Raw genomic sequence first — 16,426 nt, forward strand, 5'->3', positions numbered from 1 at the left:
TTGTAGGGAGCTTAAAGAGATGATGGTAGCAAAAGAGAGTTTTAATAAAGTGCTATTCCCCCCCCCATATGCTTACAAGTAAATGTTGTCATTGGGAAATCCTTTGAAGTAATATTTTAATCATCTGTAATTAGTATTACAAATAATTAGTTAATAAATAACTTATGTTAATACTATGTTTATAAATTTAAGCTTAAAAATAAACAATAATAAAATATTAGTATAATAATAAGGTATTATGAACGTTTGAATGTGTTGGGATATCGGGAGTTTGAATAAAAAATAATGTTATAAATTTTTAAAAGAATTTTTTACTAAAAGTATACTTAACAAACTAGCAATCACTATAAAAATAATATAAATATAAAAATACTTCTCATACATAAAATTAACAACAAAGGGTGTTAAAAAACCTAAAATCGCATAAGAGATATTATAAGCAAAAGAAAGACCACTTGATCTTAACTCTGTAGTAAAAATTTGAGTCATAAAAATAGGTGCAAAAGCTATAATGCCTTGCGCAAAACAAGCAAGCAAGTAAAATGATAAAAACCACTCATTATAAAAGCTAAAACTTACACCAAAAACTCCAAAAACCAAAGTAAAAATCAAACAAATTCTAAAATGTCCTAAAAAATCAGCCAAATACCCTTGTACTAAACTTCCTACTATGATCATCACTATGGCCAAATTTTGATATAACAAAGCAGTAGTTTTACTAACTCCTAATAGGCTTTCAAAATATTGCGGTAGTATCATTAAAGTAGCTACCCCACTTGTTAAAACCACAGTAAGTAAAGCGCATATTAACATGCTTTTTTTATGTGTTTTTAAAGCTTGTAAAAGTGGAAAATTTAAAATTTTTTCTTTCTCTTTTATGTTTTTAAAAGCTGGCGTTTCATTAAGCTTTGTGCGCAAAAATAAAGCTAATATGCCAAAAAATCCTCCTATAAAAAAAGGAATTCTCCAAGCAAAGCTTTCTACTTCTTCTTTATCAAAATACGCATATATACTTAAAGTCGCTAAATTTCCAAGTAATAAACCTAAAGTTAAAGTCGCTGAAATAAAACCAAGTGCCAAGCCAAGTCTTTTTTTACTCACAAATTCACTCACAAAAACCCAAGCACCACTCACTTCAGCTCCTATGGCTAGTCCTTGAGCTATCCGTATGATAAAAAGCATAAAAGTAGCTAAAAGTCCTATGCTTTCATAAGTAGGTAAAAAGGCCAAAACAAAACTTGGCACGACCATTAAAAGCATACTGACATAAAAAACATTCTTACGCCCTTTAATATCTGCAAAATGTGCTAAAACAACAGCACCAAAAGGTCTAGCTAAATACCCTGCTCCAAAGGCTACATAGGTATAGATTAATGGCCAAAAATCATCATTTTGAGGAAAGAAAATTTTTGCAAAAACACTTGCAAAGAAGATAAATAAAACAAAATCATAAAATTCTAAAATACCACCTAAAGAAGCATAGATGGTATTTTTAAAAGCTTTTTGCATTATTAAATTTTGCCACCTTCGATTACTACATCATCAGCTTTTATATCATCGCTAAAAAATGGCTTTAAGGTTTCATCATAAGCTTTGTGAAAAAACTGCTCATTTTGTAATTTTATAGTCAAATCATTGATAAATTTCAACATAGCTTCATCGCCTTTTTTTACAGCAGGAGCTATGACATCATGATTTCCAAGTTCTTTAATCACTACTTCAAAATTTGGATTTTCTTTAGCCCAAGCAAAAAGTAAAGCATTATCATGGCTTAGCGCATCGCCTCTTTTACCGATTAAAGCTGCAAAAGTTTCTGTGTTTTGATCAAATTTAATCGTTTTAATTTCTGGCATATTTTTTGTAAAATACGCATCAGCTGTTGTGCCTTTATTTAAAATCAAAGTTTTGTTTTTTAAATCATCTATAGTTTTAATATCCGATCCCTTAGGAGCCACTACCCCAAGAGCAACTTTCATATAAGGCAATGCAAAATCCACCACAGCTTCTCTTTCTGGAGTTTTAGTGAAATTTGCTAAAATCACATCAACCTTATTAGACTCTAAAAACTCCACCCTATTTGCTGCTTCGACTAAAACAAATTGCACTTTAGACTCATCACCCAAAAGTTCTTTTGCTATACGTTTAGCAAAATATACATCATAGCCTTGATTTTTTCCTTGTGCATCTAGGTAGCCAAATGGAGGTTTATCACCAAACACACCTATGCGGATAACACCTTGTTGTTTGATTTTCTCTATAGAGTTTTCATTAGAATTTGAATTTGAGCAGGCGCTAAAAAAAAGTGCCATTAAAAACGATAAAAGAAAAATCTTTTTCATATTTTTTCCTTAATGATTGAAATTTAAATTTTTAAACCTTATATTAATTTTTTAAACAAATCTTTTCTAAAATAAAATTAACGATGAAAATCAAACAAATTGAGAAATTTCTTCGCACGATCAGTTTTTGGATTTTCAAAAAATTCATCAGGCTTTGAAATTTCTACTATTTTTCCATCATCCATAAAAACTATTTTATCAGCAACTGCTCTAGCAAAACCCATTTCATGTGTAACTATAAGCATAGTCATACCATCTTTTGCTAAATTTAAAATCACATCTAAAACTTCACGCACGATTTCAGGATCAAGTGCTGCTGTCACTTCATCAAAAAGCATGATTTCAGGATTCATACAAAGGCTTCTAACTATGGCTATGCGTTGTTTTTGTCCACCACTTAATTCTTTAGGATAGGCTTTTAATTTATGCAAAAGCCCTACTCTATCAAGCCAGTATTTTGCTTCTTCTAAAACCTCTTCTTTTTTTCTTTTTTGTACCTTTAAAGGTCCTAAAAGTATATTTTGCTCCACATTTAAATGATCAAAAAGCTCATAAGATTGAAACACCATGCCTATTTTTTGGCGAATTTGAGTCCATTTTTTATAATTTTTATCAATTTTTTCATCATCTACAAAAATAGCTCCACCAGCCATTTCTTCTAAACCATTAATACATCTTAAAAGTGTAGATTTCCCACAACCACTTGGACCTAGTATAACCACTACTTCTTTTTGATTTACTTCTAAATTTATATCTTTTAAAACATGATGATCATCATAGTATTTTTGTAAATTTTGTATTTTTAAAATGCTCATATTAGCTCCATTTTTTCTCTAAAAACTTTGAATATACCGACAAAGGATAGCAAAGTATAAAATAAATCAATAAAATCAAACCATAAATCACAAAAGCCGCGTAAGAATTTTGAAATAAATTTAGCTCAATCACTTGTTGGCCTACTTTAATAAGCTCTATGCCACCGATTAGATAAATCACTGAAGTACTTTTAATAATTCTTGTAAAAAGATTAATACTCATTGGTAATAATCTTCTTAAAGATAAAGGTATAATGATAAAAAGATAAACTTCAAATTTATTAAAACCTAGTGAAAGCCCTGATTCATACTGGTGTTTTGGTATGCTTGCTAAAGATGATCTAACCAAATCCATCATCTCAAACACGCCCCAAATACTAAAAACAATAATACTTGAACCCAAAGCACTCAAATGCCATCCAAACCATTTCGCCAAGCCAAAATGCACTATAAAAAGCCAAACAATCAAAGGCATAATACGCACAAACTCAAGCATAAAACGACAAAAAGCATAAAGGAATTTATTTTTAGAATGCATTAAAATTCCAAAAAATACTCCTCCAATAAGTGAAATCAAAACACTAATCAATGAAAGCTCTAAAGTAACCTTTAAGCCTTGTGCTAGTCTAAAAAAGGTATCTTGATTTAAAATTTCAAACATAATTTAACCTTTTTTCTATACGGTTTAACACTAAAGATAAAGGTAAAATCAAGATCAAATAACAAAGCACCAAAGCAAATAATGCTTCATTACTTTTATAATAAAGTCCTATAAGATCTTTAGCCACATATACTAAATCTGCTAAAGCAATAATGCTTACTACAGAAGTTTCTTTGAGTAAAAAAATGATATTTGCACTAATACTTGGCATAGCTATACCCAAAGCTTGAGGCATGATAATATAACGGAAATTTTGCCATTTACTCAAACCCAAAGAAAGTCCTGATTCATATTGTTGTTTTTTCACTGCTTCCATACCTGCTCTTAAGCTCTCAGCCATATAAGAACCACCTAAAAAACTAAGTCCTATCACAGCACAAGCAAAAGAACTAAGGTGTATCCCAAACTCAGGCAAGGCATAATATAAAAAGAAAAGTTGGATTAATAAAGGTGTGTTTCTTGAAAATTCTATATAAATTTTACAGATTGTATTTAAAAAAGAAAATTTAAAATAACTCACTCCCACACAAAATAAACCTACTAAAAATGAAAAAAACACCCCATAAATAGCAAGTTTTAATGTAAGCCAAGAAGCTTGTATAAACATAGGGCTAAACTTGATTAAAAAATCAAAATCCATAAAACCTTCCATACTTTAAATACAATATTGTAACAAATAAGACTTAAAAAGACTTAATTAAATTTTGCATTTTTTCTTTATTTAAAATTGCTATTTTACCTTTATTTGTGCAAATAAGCTCATTTTGTTTTAATTCTTTTAAAAAACGCGATAAAGATTCTGGGGGTAAATTTAAAATCACAGCAATTTCTTTTTGCTTTAAATTTTGTAATTTTTCTTCATTTTCTAGTAAAAAGCTGACTAATCTTGACTTTAAATCCAAAGATTTTTGTCTGATAAAATTTTCTAAAATTCGAATTTTACCGATTAAAGAAGTCAAAAGTAAAAAGCTAAATTCTCCATTTTCTAAGCATAATTTTTTAAATTCATCAAAATCAAAAACACAAATTTCACAATCTTGCTCACAAATAGCATTAGCTGGGTAATTAATACCCTCAAACACAGGCATTTCAGCTATAAAATTTACTGGAGTTAGAGTATGTAGCGTTAGCTCAAAACCTTTTGCATTCACCTTGTATATACGCACTTTTCCACTTAGTAAAATGTAAATTTTATTTGCTTTTTCACCTTGAAAAAATAAAATATTCCCTTTGCTAAAATGTTTTTTCTTGCCTTTAGAAATTAAAATTTCAAAGTGTTTATCCATTTTCTTTTTCCATATTTTTGATACTTTCTTTTGCTTTTAAAACTAACTCTTCATCATCTGCAAAATCAAAAAATTTAAAGTGATTGCCATGTTGCACTCTACCATCTAGTAAATCTCCACTTAACCTGTTTTTTAAATCAAGCTCGGCTATTTTAAATCCATCTAAAGTTTTAGCAAATTCAAGCAAACGACTTGGAATTTCTTTTTGCTTAGTATATAAATAACAAAAGCTCTCAAGCCCCACTCTACCTACCCTACCTCGAAGCTGATGTAAGGTAGCAAGCCCAAGTCTTTCAGCCCCAACAACTACAATCACACTTAGTCTTGGTAAAGAAATCCCCACTTCAACCACAGTTGTAGAAAGCAAAATCGTGCCTTTTTCTCTAAATTCTTGTAAAATTTGATCTTTATTTTTATCTTTTCCATGGGTTACATAAACATTTTTGTATTTATTTATCCAGTATCCTTGTGCTTGCTCTAATGATAAATAATCTATATTTTCACTTTCATTTACCAAAGGATAAATGATGATTACTTGGTGATTTTTAACTAGCTCATCATCGATTTTTTTAAGCAAATATTTAAAATCTTTATCTTGTATGCAAAAAGTTTTAATATCTTTTTTAAAAGGCATTTGTTTAATAAAACTAAAATTTACAAGCTCACTTTGTATCATAGAAAGTGTTCTTGGTATAGGTGTGGCAGAAAATTGCACGATATGTGGAGCATATTGAGAGTTTTTGCTAAGCTCGCTTATTTTTTGTCTTTGATTAGAACCAAAGCGGTGTTGCTCATCTATCATCACTAAAACTGCTTCAAATTCTTCTTGATGAATGAGTGCATGTGTACCTATGATAAAATGAGCTTGTTCTTTTAATTTTGCTAAATCTTTATCTTTTTTACCACCTTTTAAAAGCAATACATTAACAAAATCAGGCAAAAGTCTTTTTGCTTCATGATAAATTTGCTCTGCTAATATACTAGTTGGAGCCATTAAAATAGCCTTTTTAGGATATACTAGCAAACTTGCAGCAAGTATAACCAAAGTCTTACCACAACCCACATCACCCATCACCACACGCCTTTTAGCAACTTTATTTTGTAAGTCTTTTTTAATATCTTCTATCGCTAAAAGCTGATCATTTGTAGGATTAAATTCTAAACCCTTAAGCCAAGAGCTTATATCAAAAAGTTCTATTTCATAAGCATTTTGTGATATTTTTTTACCCTTTAAACGCCTTAAATGATTAAAAATTTCTATATATTTTAAGTCTTTAACTATGACGTTAAAATTTTCATAAAGAGTTAAATCATCATAATTGTGTAAATTTAAAAGTAAATTAATGTATTTTTGTTCTAAATTTAGTGCTTTTAAATTAGCTTCATTGACATATTTTAAGATAAGTTTTTTTATACTTTCATCTTTAATAGAGCTAATTTGATATTTAGGAACTATTTGACCTATATTTTTTACTATTTTTGGGTTTATAAACTGCCAAATTCCATTAAAAAAATTCATCTTTGCATGGATACAAACCAAAGCACTATGCTTAAAAATTTTAAAATGCCATTTATTGGGATGAAAGATTACTATATTTGCTTTTATACCCCATTCTAAACATTCACAAAGTATAAAAAGCTGGGAGTGATGATTTTGCGTGCTGATAATTTTTACATTTTGGGTGCAAAATGTATTTTTTGGAAACTTTGAAATTCTAAAATCATCAAATTTTTTAGGTAAAATCAAAGCCAAATCGATACAATTTTTAACCCCTAAAGTATGAAGTAGTTTTAAATCCTTTTCTTCAACTTTCATTTTCTATACTTGCAAAACTCACTTTGGTAATTTCACTATGTGCTTTGATAAAGTCATTTAGCTCATTTAAAGTAGTGTTTTTAATCTTTTGCATTTCTTCTTTTAAATTTCCAAGTTTTAAACCATGCAAATATTCATTTAACATTATATCTAGTCTTTTAGCCAAGCTTTCATATCTTAAAGGCATAGAACCTACTAAAAATTGCTTAGCTAGTTGAAATTCTTTTTCATTGACTCCATTTTGGACAAAATTTTCAAAAACTTCCTTAACTAAAGTTTTAGCCTCATTAGAACTTTCATTTTTAGTTTGCAAATACCCAAAAACTCTACTATAATTTAAATTTACATCAAGCATAGCATATGCTGAATACGCCAAGCCTCTTTTTACACGCACTTCCTCCATCAAACGCGAACCAAAACCACCTTGACCCAAGATAAATAAAGCAAGTTTAGCTAAATACATTTTCTCATCATTAATTTGTATATTAAATGGAGAGCAAAAGTATATATAAGCTTGCTCAGTGCTTTTTTGCTCACTTACTTCTATACTCTCATCAACGAGCTTATAGCTTTTGTTTTGATTTGGGACATTTCTTTTTAGAATTTGGCAAATTTTTTCTACTTTAATCTTTGCTTCATCTTCTTTAATATCTCCACCAAAAACAAATAAAGCATTATCAAGTACTAAATTTTCACTCATAAAATCTTGTAATTCTTTTAAACTAATCTTTTCTATGCTTTCTTTAGTCCCATCAAGACCACTAGCAAAAATTTCATCTTTGAAAACATTCTTATTCAAAAGTCTTTTTGCTTGATAATCATAATCAGTATTTAAACTTGCAAGCTCACCCAAGGCTAAAGTTTTTAATCTTTGTAAGATTTTTTCATCAAAACGCACATTTAAAAACAATTCTTGTAATTTTTCTAAAGCAAAATCAAAATGTTCTTTCAAGCATTTAATACTAATTTGAAAATGCTCAAAACTAGCCTTAGCATAAAGCTCTATAGCACGGTATTCTAAGCTTTTAAAAAACTCATCATTACTTCCTTCATTTAAAAGCCTAGCAAACATACTTGCACAACCTCTATTGTGTTTTTCTGCTATTTTTCCACTATTTTTAAAAATGAGTTTAAAAAATACTACAGGAAGCTCATTTTCATACTCATATATTATGTCTATTTTAGTATTATTAAAGTCTAAATTTAGCATTAAAACCTTTCTAAAATATTATAAGCTGTATCGCGTTTAGCAGGTAATTCTCCTATATCTTTGATAAGTTCTATCATTTGTTCTTGATTCATTCTATATTTTGCACCCGCTGCAGCTACGACATTTTCTTCCATCATAGTTGAACCTAAGTCATTTGCGCCAAATTTTAAAGCAAGTTGGCCTATTAAAGAGCCTTGCGTTACCCATGAACTTTGCAAATTTTTAAAATTATCCAAATATAATCTTGCCAAAGCTAGCAATCTTAAATACCTATTAGAGCTTTGCTTGATGATTTCAGGATGTTTTTTAATCAAAGGAGTATTTTCGCTTTGAAATGACCATAAAATAAAAGCTCTAAAACCATTTGTTTTATCTTGTAAATTTCTTAAATGATCAAAATGTTCAATGATTTCCTCATCATTTTCAACCGTACCAAACATCATTGTAGCAGTACTTTTCATACCTATATTATGCGCACTCTCATGCACTCTAAGCCAGGTGGCTGTGTCACATTTGTGTGGTGCGATGATATCTCTTACCCTATCGCTTAATACTTCAGCACCCGCTCCAGGTATAGAAAAAAGTCCTTTAGCTTGTAATCTTTTTAAAACCTCTTCTATAGAAATTTTAGAAACTCTTGCTATATAAGCTATCTCTACTGCTGAAAAACCATGCACAGTGATGGTTGGATAATTAGTTTTTATATAAGAAAGCAAGTCTTCATACCATTCTATTTTAAGTTTTGGATGCACCCCGCCTTGAAATAAAATTTGCGTTCCACCTATGGCTTGTAATTCTTCTATTTTTTGCCCTATTTCTTCATATTTTAAAATATAAGAATCATCATCTTTTTCTTTTCTACAAAAAGCACAAAAATCACAATCAATACAGCAAATATTTGTATAATTTATATTTCTATCCACCACAAAAGTAGTTATTTTTTCAGGGTGAAGCTCTAATTTTTTCTCATATGCCATTGCGCCTAATTCGTATAAAGGTGCATTTTGGAGTAAATTTAATGCTTCTTTTTTACTTAATCTATTCATTATTAACCTTTTTTATAAAAAAGAATTATTATAGCATTTAAATGTAAAATAATCTTAAAAACGATATAATCAAGCCCTTTAATTTCATATATTCATAGGATACTCATGACTTATAGGTCTTTACTTAAAAATAATAAAACTTTTCGCCTTTTAGCAATGGTACAATTTATAAGTTATTTTGGTGCATGGTTTTCCCAAGTAGGTGTTTTTACCCTCTTAACCAAAGAGCTACAAGCACCTGCAAATATCATAGGCTTTTCAGCTATTTTTGTTTTTTTACCTTCTATTATACTTGCACCTATAAACGGAGTTATAGTAGATAGATTTAAACCTAAGAATTTATTACTAACAATGATTAGCATTGAGATGATTTCTATTTTTATGCTAATTTTTGTAAATTCTTTAGCTATGCTTTGGTTTTTATACTTTTTAACCTTTGTGCGTATGGCGGTTGCAAGCATGTATTTTCAAACAGAAATGTCAGTTTTACCTAAAATTTTAACCCCGCAAGAATTAAAACTAGGCAATGAGCTTCATAGTATTATATGGGCTGTATCATATGCTTTGGGTATGGGCGCAGCAGGACTTTTTATAGATCTTTTTGGAGTAAAACCAGCTTTCATAGCTGATACTTTAATGCTGTTTTGCGCTATGCTTATACTTAAAACTTTAATCTTACCTGATGAAAAAAATACCACACAAAACAATCTTTTTATATTAATCAAAGAAGGTTTAGTTTATGTATTTAACAATAAAAAAATCATTCATTTGATTTTACTTCATGGAGTTGTAGGGATAACCGCTTATGATGTTTTAATTACTCTTTTAGCTGAATATGAATACGCAAAAGTTATTTCCATACCTCTAGCCATAGGGCTTTCTAATGCTATAAGAGCCATATCTTTACTCATAGGACCTTATGTGCTTAGTCCTTATATTAATAAAAACACTTTAGTATATTTATACTTAGCGCAAGGTATAGGTATAATGCTTTGGGCTTGCTTGCAATTTAACTTTTATCTTGCCTTTATAGGCTTAGTAATGGCAGGTTTTTGTACTTCATCTTTATGGAGCTATACTTACACACTTTTGCAAAATGATTGTGATAAAAGATATTATGGTAGAGTGATTGCCTATAATGATATGGTGTATTTAACTTTTAGTGCAATTATTGCTTTTTCAACAGGATATTTATTTGAATTTTATGGAGTAAAATTAAGCCATTTTACTTTTGGCTTAGGAGTATGTTTTATCTTTGCGGCGATTTATTGGTGGTGGTTTAATAAAAAATATAATTAATCCACCTTAGAATAATAAACCCCACCTGCTGAAAAGTTTTTTTCAAAATACGCTGTTTCAGGTACAAGATCTGATTTTCCTGGGTATATTCTACCTTCTCTATTTAATATCCTATGGAAACGCTCCATTAGTCTTATTTTGAAATCTTGATCAAAATATATCATCATATTTCTTGAAAAAATCACATCAAATTTCCCAAGTTTAAATAAAGAATCATCAAAAACATTACAAAGCTCGAAACGACATCTGCAAGCTAAGGTTTCTTTTTTAAGCTGATACATTCTATCTTTTACATCAAAATAACGCGTTTTTTGCATAGTGTTTAATCTAGCTACTGAGCGCTCTGAATATAACATTTCATTGCATTTATCTATCATTTTTTTATTAATATCTATACCAACTATATTCATACCTTTAACAAAATTCTCACTTGCTAAAATAGCTAAAGAATACACTTCTTCACCACTTGAACATGGGGCACAAAGCACATTTACAGGTCGATCAAGAGATTTTATATAAAAAATTACATCTTTTAATTGCTCTAATTCTCTAAAAAAATATGTCTCACAAACTGTGATAAAATCCATAGTTTCTTGCTTTAAATTTCTTTGAAACTGTACTTTTTCATTTAATTCGCTAAGACTACTTAAACCTAATTCTTGTAAAAATTTAGGTAGCTTTATAGATAAAATATCTTTTTTAGTATTAAGATTGTTTCCACTTATTTGCTCTACTATTTTTATAAAATCATTCATTTCATTTTCTGTAATTTTTATCATCTTTCCATCCTATGATTTGATAAAATTTATTATTTCTTTTTTGAGTTCTATTAAACTCATAGGTTTTAAATTTGGATTAGTATCTCTAGCTTTTTTTGGCATTCCATATACTATAGAATCTGCCTCATTTTCACATAAACACCTCACACCAACTTTATAAAGCTCAAATAAAGATTTAGCACCATCATCACCCATTCCTGTCATGATCAAGGCTAAAATTTTATGATATTTGCAAAGATTTACAGCCGAATGAAACAAAACATCTATCCCTGGGTTAAAGCTACTTATTTGTTCTGTAGCATTTAATACCAAAGCATTATTTCCGCTTAAAACCATATTTCTTTGACAAATATAAATTTTATTTTTTAAAACTTCTTTGTCGTTTGGTACAATCACATCACTTTTTGCTTCTTTGTTGAATTGATTTACAAAAGAAGGAATAAAAGCTGGGTTCATATGTTGGGCAATCACTACCGCACAATCTTTAAGTTCTATATCATTAAGTAAAAACTTTAGTTGGCTTGGACCGCCCGTTGAAGAACCAATCAAAATAAGCTTCATTTTTTACCTTAAGTTTAGTATTATTATATCAAATTAAATATTTGAAAATATTAAAAAATAATTATATACAAGAAAGAAAAATTTTAATTAAATATGATAGAATTAATACTTTAAATTTCAAATGATAAGTGATTATTAAATGTTAAGAGAAAAAATTTACATAGCAAGTGATCATGCTGGCTTTATTTTAAAGCAAGAAATTATCAATTTTTTACAAGAAAAAAATATAAGCTTTGAAGACTTAGGTCCTTTTAGTAATGATCGTTGTGATTATCCTGATTATGCACATTTATTAAGTTCTAAAATTGACGAAAATAGTTTTGGAATTTTAGTGTGTGGATCAGGTATTGGTATGAGTATAGCAGCAAATCGCCATACAAATATACGCTGTGCTTTGTGTAATGAACCTTTAAGCGCTAGACTCTCAAGAGAACATAACGATGCAAATGTTTTAGCCTTAGGAGCTAGACTAACCGGAGTAGATATGGCTTTTGAAATCATCTCAAATTTCATTAATACTTCTTTTAGCGGTGGAAGACATTGCGTGCGAATTAGCAAAATAGAGGCAAAATTATGATTTTAAGTTGGCTTGTATTAACTGTATTAATTTGTGTTAGTATTTATATGACTATTATGTTGCTTTATTATAAAACCTTACTTCATAAAGAAAAAGTAGCAAAAGAATTCATAAAAAATAATCTTGATGATACTGAAATAGTCATTAGAAAATTACAAGTACAGCTTCAAAGAAGTTTGGGCAATATTGACATTTTAACTGAGGAATTAAACAAAAGCAAAGCAGACCTAACCTCTCTTAGAACAAGAAATTCACAATATCGTATCGAAAATGAAAAGTTAAGACAAAGAATCAAAGAATTAGAAGCAAAAATCGAGGCATTACTATGATGAAAGAACAAGATAAAAAATACTTATTAGATAGCATTAGAGCTATTAAGGATTTTCCAAAAGAAGGAATTATCTTTAGAGATATCACTACTTTATTAAATAATAAAGAAGCATTTGCATTTTTAATGGATCATTTAGTTGAAAAATACCAAAATGCAAAACTTGATTATATCGTTGGTATAGAAAGTAGAGGTTTTATTTTTGGAGCTGCGCTAAGCGCTAGATTAAAACTACCTTTTGTGCCTATTAGAAAACCAGGTAAATTACCTTCAAAATGCTTGCAAGAATCTTATAGCTTAGAATATGGTAGTGATACCATAGAAATTCATATCGATGCATTTAATAATCAAAAAGCAAACGTTTTACTTATAGATGATCTCATCGCAACAGGTGGCACAGCTATCGCTGCTGTTAAACTCATAGAAAAACTCAATGCAAAATGCGTTGAAGCTTGTTTTTTACTAGAATTAAAAGGTCTTGATGGAGCTAAAGAATTAGCTAAATTAACTTCTGTTTATAGTGTTTTAGAGGTATAAAATGGAAGAATTTTTAAAACAACTTTTGTATGATTATAAAAACTGGGCTTATATCATCGTGTTTTTATGGTGCATACTTGAGGGAGAACTTGCGCTTATTTTAGCAGGTATTTTTGCACATGAAGGTCATGTAAATTTAGGACTTATCATCTTTGTAGCAGGTTTGGGTGGTTTTGTAGGTGATCAAATATACTTTTATATAGGAAGATATAATAAAAAATACATTCAGAAAAAACTTCGTACCCAAAGGCGTAAATTTGCCATAGCACATTTACTCTTGCAGCGTTTTGGCTGGCCTATTATATTCATACAAAGATATATGTATGGTTTTAGAACCATTATACCTATGAGCATAGGACTAACACGCTATAGTGCGAAAAAATTTGCATTTATTAATCTCATTAGTGCTTGGGCTTGGGCTGCCATAACCATTTTACTTGCATGGTTTTTTGGAAAACAAATTTGGCTTGCAGTGGAATGGGCTGGAGATCACTGGTATTTTGCAGTACCTATTATTGCTTGTTTTTTACTTGCTTTATTTTTAGGTATGAAACAAATAGAAAAATCAATACTTAGAAAAAGGGAGCATAAATGATTTTTAATTTTAAAGAAGAAACTATAAATTCTATAAATGCTGACTTTGAAATCATTTTAATACAAGATAAAAAGATAGAAAAATACACTCAAAGTCAAGAACTCTTTAAACTTTCAAATTATAAAGGCGAAGGAATTTGCATAGATATGCAAAATAAAATTCTTTATAGTGAACTTAAAAGTTTAGAATATGAAGATATAAGACTTGCTTTTGCAAATGCTTATAAAGCTTTAAAAAAACTTGAAATTCAAAGTGTTAAAACAAAGAGTGTTGTAGGAAAATGCGTAGTAAATAGTTTTAATGCCATGATTCAAGGATTTACTTTTGGTGCTTATGAGTTTGATAAATATAAAAAAGAAAAAATACAGAGTAAGTTAGAGAATATTTTCATTTCAAAAGATGAAATTAACAACAAAACATATAACCTAGAAGAAGCTTGCATAGGTATAAACTATGGTCAGGTTTTTTCAAATGCTTGTGATTTTGCAAAAAATATCGTAAATGAAATTCCTCAAATTTATACTCCTGCAAAAATGGCTGAGGATGCTCTTAGCTTAAGTCAAAATGATTGCAAGATTTCATGTAAAATCTATGAGAGTGATTTCTTAGAGCAAGAAAAAATGCAAGCATTTTTAGCGGTAAATCGTGCATCGATCCATCCTCCAAAACTCATTCATCTTTCATACAAACCACAAAATCCAAAAATGAAAGTAGTGTTTGTAGGCAAAGGACTAACTTATGATAGTGGTGGACTTAGTTTAAAACCTGCTGATTATATGCTAACGATGAAATCAGATAAAAGCGGTGGTGCAGCGGCAATGGCCATCATCAAAGGCGCAAGTGAATTAAACCTTGATATAGAAGTGCATTCTATCATAGGTGCAACTGAAAACATGATAGGTGGAAATGCTTACAAGCCTGATGATGTACTTATCTCAAGAGAAGGTGTGAGTATAGAGGTTAGAAATACCGACGCAGAAGGAAGATTAGTTTTAGCAGATTGTCTTTCACTTGCTCAAGATCTAAAACCTGATTTATTAATAGATCTTGCCACTCTAACTGGAGCTTGCGTAGTGGGACTTGGAGAATACACAAGTGCTATCATGGGTAATAATGAAGATTTACAAAATGATTTTTTCAAAGTAAGTAAAAAAAGTGGAGATTTAGCTACTATTTTACATTTTAATCCACATTTAAAAGAACTTATAAAATCAAATATAGCAGATGTTAGCAATACCTCTTCAAGTCGTTATGGTGGGGCTATTACAGCGGGGTTATTTTTAAATTCTTTCATTAGAGAAGAATACAAAGACAAATGGCTACATTTAGACATCGCAGGGCCAGCTTACTTAGAAAAAGCTTGGGGTTATCATAGCTTTGGTGCAAGTGGAGCAGGTGTTAGAATGTGCCTTTCATATTTACTTTATCTTTCAAGGAAACAAAAATGAGTTTATCAGTTGGTATAGTAGGACTTCCAAATGTCGGAAAATCTACCACTTTTAATGCACTAACAAGAGCACAAAATGCAGAAAGTGCAAATTATCCATTTTGTACCATAGAGCCAAACAAAGCAGTCGTACCTGTACCTGATCATCGCTTAAAAGAGCTAGCAAAGATTGTCAATCCACAAAAAATCATACGCTCAAATATAGAATTTGTTGATATAGCAGGTTTAGTAGCTGGCGCTAGCAAAGGCGAGGGTTTGGGTAATAAATTTTTATCTAACATACGCGAAACAGAGATGATTTTACATATTGTGCGTTGTTTTGATGATGAAAATATCACCCATGTTGCGGGCAGTGTTGATCCTGTGCGTGATGTGCAAATCATAGAAACAGAACTTATATTAGCAGATATAGAACAACTTAGTAAAAAAATAGAAAAACTCACCAAAGGCGCAAAAGCTAATGAAAAAGGTGCAAAAGAAAGTTTGGCTTTAGCTAATGAGCTTTTAGAACATTTAAATCAAAACAATAGTGCAAGCTCATTTCCAAATAAAAATGAAGTCTATCATGCTCTTATAAAAGAACTAAGATTGCTTTCAGCTAAGGAAGTGATATATGGGGCAAATGTAGATGAGAATTCCCTTTTAGAAGATAATGAATTTGTAAAAAACCTCAAAGAATTTGCAGCAAAATCAGGTCATGAGGTTATCAAACTTTGCTCTAAAATAGAAGAGGAAATGATAGCTTTAAGCGATGAGGAGCATTTTGAGTTTTTAAAATCTTTAGGGATTGAACGTAGTGGGCTTGAAGTAGTTATACGCACAGCATTTTCAAAGCTTAATCTAATTAGCTATTTTACAGCAGGTCAAATAGAAGTTAGATCATGGACTATACAAAGAGGCTGGAAAGCACCAAAAGCAGCAAGTGTAATCCACAACGACTTTGAAAAAGGTTTTATCAAAGCTGAAGTGATTTCTTATGAAGATTATATCGCTTGCAAAGGAGAAAGTGGCGCTAAAGAAGCAGGAAAACTACGCCTTGAAGGAAAAGATTATATCGTACAAGATGGCGATGTAATGCATTTTAGATTTAATGTTTAATAAAATTTGCAAGCTATTTCAAGCTTGCAATC

Annotated in this window: 18 protein-coding genes; 7 read left to right on the forward strand and 11 right to left on the reverse strand. The window is 30.0% G+C overall.

The window, feature by feature from the left end; genetic code table 11:
• Positions 1 to 288: 288 nt before the first annotated feature.
• The 9 genes from L8X36_RS07695 to L8X36_RS07735 form a co-directional block, all read right to left on the reverse strand.
• Positions 289 to 1,509, reverse strand: a complete 1,221-nt coding sequence (locus L8X36_RS07695) for an MFS transporter (protein WP_263683285.1) — start codon at positions 1,507 to 1,509, stop codon at positions 289 to 291.
• 2 nt (positions 1,510 to 1,511) lie between these two features.
• On the reverse strand, positions 1,512 to 2,309 hold the full coding sequence (locus L8X36_RS07700; protein ID WP_412175679.1) for a cysteine ABC transporter substrate-binding protein: 798 nt from the start codon (positions 2,307 to 2,309) through the stop codon (positions 1,512 to 1,514).
• A 107-nt stretch (positions 2,310 to 2,416) separates the two neighbouring features.
• On the reverse strand, positions 2,417 to 3,154 hold the full coding sequence (locus L8X36_RS07705; RefSeq protein WP_115645435.1) for an amino acid ABC transporter ATP-binding protein: 738 nt from the start codon (positions 3,152 to 3,154) through the stop codon (positions 2,417 to 2,419).
• 1 nt (position 3,155) lies between these two features.
• Entirely contained in the window at positions 3,156 to 3,815 is a 660-nt protein-coding gene (locus tag L8X36_RS07710; protein WP_039625942.1) for an amino acid ABC transporter permease, read from the reverse strand.
• Positions 3,808 to 4,455, reverse strand: a complete 648-nt coding sequence (locus L8X36_RS07715) for an amino acid ABC transporter permease (RefSeq protein WP_039618152.1) — start codon at positions 4,453 to 4,455, stop codon at positions 3,808 to 3,810. The genes L8X36_RS07710 and L8X36_RS07715 overlap by 8 nt, the downstream gene beginning before the upstream one ends.
• Positions 4,456 to 4,498: 43 nt before the next feature.
• On the reverse strand, positions 4,499 to 5,101 hold the full coding sequence (locus tag L8X36_RS07720) for a Crp/Fnr family transcriptional regulator (RefSeq protein WP_263683287.1): 603 nt from the start codon (positions 5,099 to 5,101) through the stop codon (positions 4,499 to 4,501).
• Complete coding sequence (recG, locus tag L8X36_RS07725) at positions 5,094 to 6,917, reverse strand: ATP-dependent DNA helicase RecG (protein ID WP_263683288.1); 1,824 nt, start codon at positions 6,915 to 6,917, stop codon at positions 5,094 to 5,096. The genes L8X36_RS07720 and recG overlap by 8 nt, the downstream gene beginning before the upstream one ends.
• Positions 6,907 to 8,127 carry a M16 family metallopeptidase gene (locus L8X36_RS07730; protein ID WP_263683289.1) on the reverse strand — a complete coding sequence of 407 codons (1,221 nt, stop codon included), beginning with the start codon at positions 8,125 to 8,127 and terminating at the stop codon, positions 6,907 to 6,909. Before L8X36_RS07730 ends, recG begins: the two co-directional genes overlap by 11 nt.
• Positions 8,127 to 9,173: a dehypoxanthine futalosine cyclase gene (locus tag L8X36_RS07735; RefSeq protein ID WP_039618147.1), complete on the reverse strand. Its 1,047-nt coding sequence runs from the start codon at positions 9,171 to 9,173 to the stop codon at positions 8,127 to 8,129. The genes L8X36_RS07730 and L8X36_RS07735 overlap by 1 nt, the downstream gene beginning before the upstream one ends.
• 105 nt (positions 9,174 to 9,278) lie before the next feature.
• On the opposite strand from L8X36_RS07735, the gene L8X36_RS07740 reads away from it, so the two are divergent.
• Entirely contained in the window at positions 9,279 to 10,472 is a 1,194-nt protein-coding gene (locus L8X36_RS07740; RefSeq protein WP_263683290.1) for an MFS transporter, read from the forward strand.
• Here L8X36_RS07740 and L8X36_RS07745 read toward each other — a convergent pair.
• Positions 10,469 to 11,251, reverse strand: a complete 783-nt coding sequence (locus L8X36_RS07745; RefSeq protein ID WP_263664281.1) for a CheR family methyltransferase — start codon at positions 11,249 to 11,251, stop codon at positions 10,469 to 10,471. The genes L8X36_RS07740 and L8X36_RS07745 overlap by 4 nt on opposite strands.
• A 9-nt stretch (positions 11,252 to 11,260) precedes the next feature.
• On the reverse strand, positions 11,261 to 11,812 hold the full coding sequence (locus L8X36_RS07750; protein WP_263683291.1) for a CheB methylesterase domain-containing protein: 552 nt from the start codon (positions 11,810 to 11,812) through the stop codon (positions 11,261 to 11,263).
• 139 nt (positions 11,813 to 11,951) lie between these two features.
• Between L8X36_RS07750 and rpiB the strand changes: the two genes are divergently transcribed.
• The 6 genes from rpiB to ychF are packed head-to-tail and all read left to right on the forward strand — an operon-like array spanning position 11,952 to position 16,394.
• A complete protein-coding gene (rpiB, locus tag L8X36_RS07755; protein ID WP_263683292.1) occupies positions 11,952 to 12,389 on the forward strand; it encodes a ribose 5-phosphate isomerase B in 438 nt (145 codons plus the stop codon).
• Positions 12,386 to 12,718: a hypothetical protein gene (locus L8X36_RS07760; RefSeq protein WP_039618138.1), complete on the forward strand. Its 333-nt coding sequence runs from the start codon at positions 12,386 to 12,388 to the stop codon at positions 12,716 to 12,718. The genes rpiB and L8X36_RS07760 overlap by 4 nt, the downstream gene beginning before the upstream one ends.
• The gene (gene apt / locus L8X36_RS07765) at positions 12,718 to 13,254 is read left to right on the forward strand and encodes an adenine phosphoribosyltransferase (protein WP_263683294.1); all 537 of its coding nucleotides are present in this window, start codon (positions 12,718 to 12,720) and stop codon (positions 13,252 to 13,254) included. Before L8X36_RS07760 ends, apt begins: the two co-directional genes overlap by 1 nt.
• A 1-nt stretch (position 13,255) precedes the next feature.
• Positions 13,256 to 13,849, forward strand: a complete 594-nt coding sequence (locus L8X36_RS07770; RefSeq protein WP_039668313.1) for a DedA family protein — start codon at positions 13,256 to 13,258, stop codon at positions 13,847 to 13,849.
• Positions 13,846 to 15,297, forward strand: a complete 1,452-nt coding sequence (locus L8X36_RS07775; protein ID WP_263683293.1) for a leucyl aminopeptidase — start codon at positions 13,846 to 13,848, stop codon at positions 15,295 to 15,297. The genes L8X36_RS07770 and L8X36_RS07775 overlap by 4 nt, the downstream gene beginning before the upstream one ends.
• Positions 15,294 to 16,394 carry a redox-regulated ATPase YchF gene (gene ychF, locus L8X36_RS07780; protein ID WP_263679342.1) on the forward strand — a complete coding sequence of 367 codons (1,101 nt, stop codon included), beginning with the start codon at positions 15,294 to 15,296 and terminating at the stop codon, positions 16,392 to 16,394. Before L8X36_RS07775 ends, ychF begins: the two co-directional genes overlap by 4 nt.
• The last annotated feature ends 32 nt before the right edge of the window (positions 16,395 to 16,426 follow it).

The organism is Campylobacter sp. CNRCH_2014_0184h, from assembly GCF_025772985.1.
In the GTDB taxonomy this organism is placed as follows: domain Bacteria; phylum Campylobacterota; class Campylobacteria; order Campylobacterales; family Campylobacteraceae; genus Campylobacter_D.

Bases quoted from the DNA above. Each gene is read 5' to 3' on its own strand.
- L8X36_RS07695 (WP_263683285.1), bottom strand. From the start codon at position 1,509: ATGCAAAAAGCTTTTAAAAATACCATCTATGCTTCTTTAGGTGGTATT.
- L8X36_RS07700 (WP_412175679.1), bottom strand. From the start codon at position 2,309: ATGGCACTTTTTTTTAGCGCCTGCTCAAATTCAAATTCTAATGAAAAC.
- L8X36_RS07705 (WP_115645435.1), bottom strand. From the start codon at position 3,154: ATGAGCATTTTAAAAATACAAAATTTACAAAAATACTATGATGATCAT.
- L8X36_RS07710 (WP_039625942.1), bottom strand. From the start codon at position 3,815: ATGTTTGAAATTTTAAATCAAGATACCTTTTTTAGACTAGCACAAGGC.
- L8X36_RS07715 (WP_039618152.1), bottom strand. From the start codon at position 4,455: ATGGATTTTGATTTTTTAATCAAGTTTAGCCCTATGTTTATACAAGCT.
- L8X36_RS07720 (WP_263683287.1), bottom strand. From the start codon at position 5,101: ATGGATAAACACTTTGAAATTTTAATTTCTAAAGGCAAGAAAAAACAT.
- recG (WP_263683288.1), bottom strand. From the start codon at position 6,917: ATGAAAGTTGAAGAAAAGGATTTAAAACTACTTCATACTTTAGGGGTT.
- L8X36_RS07730 (WP_263683289.1), bottom strand. From the start codon at position 8,127: ATGCTAAATTTAGACTTTAATAATACTAAAATAGACATAATATATGAG.
- L8X36_RS07735 (WP_039618147.1), bottom strand. From the start codon at position 9,173: ATGAATAGATTAAGTAAAAAAGAAGCATTAAATTTACTCCAAAATGCA.
- L8X36_RS07740 (WP_263683290.1), top strand. From the start codon at position 9,279: ATGACTTATAGGTCTTTACTTAAAAATAATAAAACTTTTCGCCTTTTA.
- L8X36_RS07745 (WP_263664281.1), bottom strand. From the start codon at position 11,251: ATGATAAAAATTACAGAAAATGAAATGAATGATTTTATAAAAATAGTA.
- L8X36_RS07750 (WP_263683291.1), bottom strand. From the start codon at position 11,812: ATGAAGCTTATTTTGATTGGTTCTTCAACGGGCGGTCCAAGCCAACTA.
- rpiB (WP_263683292.1), top strand. From the start codon at position 11,952: ATGTTAAGAGAAAAAATTTACATAGCAAGTGATCATGCTGGCTTTATT.
- L8X36_RS07760 (WP_039618138.1), top strand. From the start codon at position 12,386: ATGATTTTAAGTTGGCTTGTATTAACTGTATTAATTTGTGTTAGTATT.
- apt (WP_263683294.1), top strand. From the start codon at position 12,718: ATGAAAGAACAAGATAAAAAATACTTATTAGATAGCATTAGAGCTATT.
- L8X36_RS07770 (WP_039668313.1), top strand. From the start codon at position 13,256: ATGGAAGAATTTTTAAAACAACTTTTGTATGATTATAAAAACTGGGCT.
- L8X36_RS07775 (WP_263683293.1), top strand. From the start codon at position 13,846: ATGATTTTTAATTTTAAAGAAGAAACTATAAATTCTATAAATGCTGAC.
- ychF (WP_263679342.1), top strand. From the start codon at position 15,294: ATGAGTTTATCAGTTGGTATAGTAGGACTTCCAAATGTCGGAAAATCT.